Origin of the sequence: Diaphorobacter sp. LR2014-1 (genome assembly GCF_002916785.1) — a bacterium.
Classification (GTDB): domain Bacteria; phylum Pseudomonadota; class Gammaproteobacteria; order Burkholderiales; family Burkholderiaceae_C; genus Diaphorobacter; species Diaphorobacter nitroreducens.
The window spans coordinates 1-3371 of record NZ_MTBE01000082.1; the positions used below are offsets into that span (position 1 = coordinate 1).

Here is a 3371-nt window from a genome sequence, read left to right on the forward strand (position 1 = left end):
GATTACGCAATGATCTTGGCAACGACGCCGGCGCCCACGGTACGGCCGCCTTCGCGGATAGCGAAGCGCAGGCCTTCTTCCATGGCGATGGGGTTGATCAGCTTCACGGTGATCGACACGTTGTCGCCGGGCATCACCATTTCCTTGTCGGCCGGCAGTTCGATGGAGCCGGTCACGTCGGTGGTGCGGAAGTAGAACTGGGGACGGTAGTTGTTGAAGAAGGGCGTGTGACGGCCGCCTTCGTCCTTGCTCAGCACGTACACCTCAGCCGTGAAGTGGGTGTGGGGCTTGATGGAGCCGGGCTTGCACAGCACTTGGCCGCGCTCGACGTCTTCGCGCTTGGTGCCGCGCAGCAGCAGGCCCACGTTGTCGCCAGCCTGGCCCTGGTCCAGCAGCTTGCGGAACATTTCCACGCCGGTGACGGTGGTCTTTTGCGTGTCGCGGATACCGACGATTTCGATTTCTTCGCCGACCTTGATGATGCCGCGCTCGATGCGGCCGGTCACCACGGTGCCGCGGCCGGAGATGGAGAACACGTCTTCCACGGGCATCAGGAAGGCGCCGTCCACGGCGCGCTCAGGCGTGGGGATGTAGGTGTCCAGGGCTTCGGCCAGGCGCAGGATGGCGGGTTCGCCCTTGTCGGACTGGTCACCTTCCAGGGCCAGCTTGGCGGAGCCGCGGATGATGGGGGTGTCGTCGCCGGGGAAGTCGTACTTGTCCAGCAGCTCGCGCACTTCCATTTCGACCAGCTCAAGCAGTTCCTCGTCGTCGACCATGTCGCACTTGTTCAGGAACACGATGATGTAGGGCACGCCCACCTGACGGGCCAGCAGGATGTGCTCGCGCGTCTGGGGCATCGGGCCGTCAGCGGCCGAGCACACCAGGATGGCGCCGTCCATCTGAGCGGCGCCGGTGATCATGTTCTTGACGTAGTCGGCGTGGCCGGGGCAGTCGACGTGGGCGTAGTGGCGGGTGGCCGTTTCGTATTCCACGTGCGAGGTGTTGATCGTGATGCCGCGCGCCTTTTCTTCAGGGGCGTTGTCGATCTGGTCGTAGCCCTTGGCTTCGCCGCCGAACTTCTTGGACAGCACCGTGGCGATGGCCGCCGTCAGCGTCGTCTTGCCATGGTCCACGTGACCGATCGTGCCCACGTTCACGTGGGGCTTGGTACGTTCAAACTTACCTTTTGCCATCTTTTCGACTCCGAAAAAATCTACACCAACACGACAAATATTGATGCACCCCAAACGGAGACGCACCTGAAACTGTGGTGCCCATGGCGGGAATCGGACCCGCGACCTCTCCCTTACCAAGGGAGTGCTCTACCACTGAGCCACATGGGCAACAAGGAGTCAAACTCCTCTTAACCAACCTATCCAAACCGTGGAGCGGGAGACGGGAATCGAACCCGCGTCATTAGCTTGGAAGGCTAGGGTTCTACCATTGAACTACTCCCGCAAGACCGAATTTCGCGCAAGTACGGTCCAACGCCTTCAAACCACAATCTGGTGGAGGGGACTGGATTCGAACCAGTGTAGGCGTAAGCCAACAGATTTACAGTCTGCCCCCTTTAGCCACTCGGGCACCCCTCCGAAGAATTTAGAAGTATACAGCCTTTTTGGTCCTTGCGCCGATGTCACTATTTTTTGTTTTAGTCGTGGCGGATCTTTATGTAGTCGGTGGCGACGGTTTGGCGAGCTAGCCGTTGAGTTCCAGGAGGTTACTCATGGCCAGGATGCGACTCATGGGCGGCTGTTGGTTGAGTGGGCTGCTGCCTGTTCCGTTGACACCAACCTAAGCCTTTTGAGTTTGCTCGTACCGTACGGACTGAGATAGCCGAGCGTCGAATGCTGGCGCGTCGGGTTGTAGAAGCACTCGATGTAATCGAATACATCTGAACGTGCCTGCGTTCGTGTTCAGTACACCTCCTGGCGATGCGTTCGATCTTGAGAGAACGAAAAAAGCTCTCCATGGCCGAGTTGTCCCAGACCTCGCGGGCCCGGCTCATGCTGCAAGTGATGGCCTGTTCATCCAGCAGCCTCTGCTCGCTGGTGTGCTGGCTGCCCTGATCCGAGTGATGCTGCAAGGCCACCGACTTGCCCGACGCCACACATGCTCTCCTGCATAGACGAACCCACAATGCGCCGCGAGTACAGGTCCAGCACCGCTGCTACGTACAGCCAGCCTTCTGCCGTCCAGATGTAGGCAAAGTCGGCTACCCACCTCTGGTTCGGGTAGTCAGCCTGGAACCGCCGGTCCAGTACGTTATTGGTCACGGCATTGCGCACGCCACGGTCCTTAGCAGGCCGTTGAAAAAGTGCTTTTCGAACGCATCAGGGACGCTGAGTGCGAAGACACGAGCTGCCCAGACGCGTCTGCGCAGCGATTGCAACGGCCCATCTGGCCGGTTTGCAGGCCCTCCCGCCCATTTCGGGCGCACGTATCCCTGGGCTCACGCATGATGCGCGTCCCACCAGCCGCCGATGCTGCCCATTCGCACAAGGTTGTAGGTGGCAAAGCACAGCAGCGCCTGGCCCGTGAGCTTGGCCTGACCGATCAGCTTGGTCTTTGCCAGACCACCGACGGTCTTGATCCAGCCAAAGGCCTCTTCGATGCGCTTGCGCACCTTCAGGCTGGTCTTGTAGCCCTCGTGCCGTGTCACTCGCGCATCCACCGCCGAGTGTTTGTCCTTGGCCGCCACGTGGGGCGTGACTTTGAGCTTTCTGCAGCCTTTGATGAAGGCCTTGCTGTCGTAGCCCTTGTCGGCACCGACCGTGGCCCGTTTGTTCCTGTTGCCCCGACGCTCCAACATGGCCAGCGCCGCCTCGCGCTCGGCCGTGCCGCTGGCGTGGGTGATCTCGACATCCACGATCAGCCCGTTGCGGTTCTCCATGAGGATGTGCCCCATGTGGCACAGGCGGGATTTGTCGCCCTGGCTCTTCTTGAACAGCCGGGCATCGGCGTCCGTGGTGCTCTCGTGGGTGTCGTTGCAGCGCTCCTGCCCCTTGAAGTCCACCTCGGGGTTGCGCCCAGGCGGCGTGCCGCTGTCGTCGTCTTTGCGCTTGAAGCTCTTGTGCGAGGCCCAGGCGTCAATGAGCGTGCCGTCCACGCTGAAGTGCTCGTCGCTGGCGAGCTTGCCCCACTGGGCACTGAGCTTGACGCGCTCGAAGAAGGCGCGGGCGAGGTCTTCGTTGAACAGACGTTCGCGGTTGGCGCTGAAAGTGGAGTGGTCCCAGACCTTGTCTTCGATGTTCAGGCCCACGAACCAGCGGTACAGCAGGTTGTAGTTGATCGCTTCGACCAACTGGCGCTCGCTGCGGATGGAGAACAGGATCTGCAGCAGCAAGGCCTTGAGCAGCATCTCCGGTGGC

General features: G+C 60.9%; 2 protein-coding genes, 3 tRNA genes and 1 pseudogene. All 6 read right to left on the reverse strand.

Translation table 11 applies throughout. The annotated features are described in order from the left end of the window. Positions 1 to 2 precede the first annotated feature (2 nt). Entirely contained in the window at positions 3 to 1193 is a 1191-nt protein-coding gene (tuf, locus tag BV908_RS21905) for an elongation factor Tu (RefSeq protein WP_103738096.1), read from the reverse strand. Between the two features lie 75 nt (positions 1194 to 1268). Next, positions 1269 to 1343, reverse strand: a tRNA-Thr gene (locus BV908_RS21910). 41 nt (positions 1344 to 1384) lie between these two features. Next, positions 1385 to 1458 (reverse strand) — tRNA-Gly (locus BV908_RS21915). A 48-nt stretch (positions 1459 to 1506) separates the two neighbouring features. Next, a tRNA-Tyr gene (locus BV908_RS21920) sits at positions 1507 to 1592 on the reverse strand. Positions 1593 to 1742: 150 nt separating this feature from the next. Beyond that, positions 1743 to 2300, reverse strand: a pseudogene (locus BV908_RS21925) (IS3 family transposase); the annotation flags it as partial. 152 nt (positions 2301 to 2452) lie between these two features. Continuing rightward, positions 2453 to 3371 (reverse strand): IS5-like element ISDisp1 family transposase (locus tag BV908_RS21935; RefSeq protein WP_103737516.1); only part of this gene is annotated, 919 nt, incomplete at its 5' end.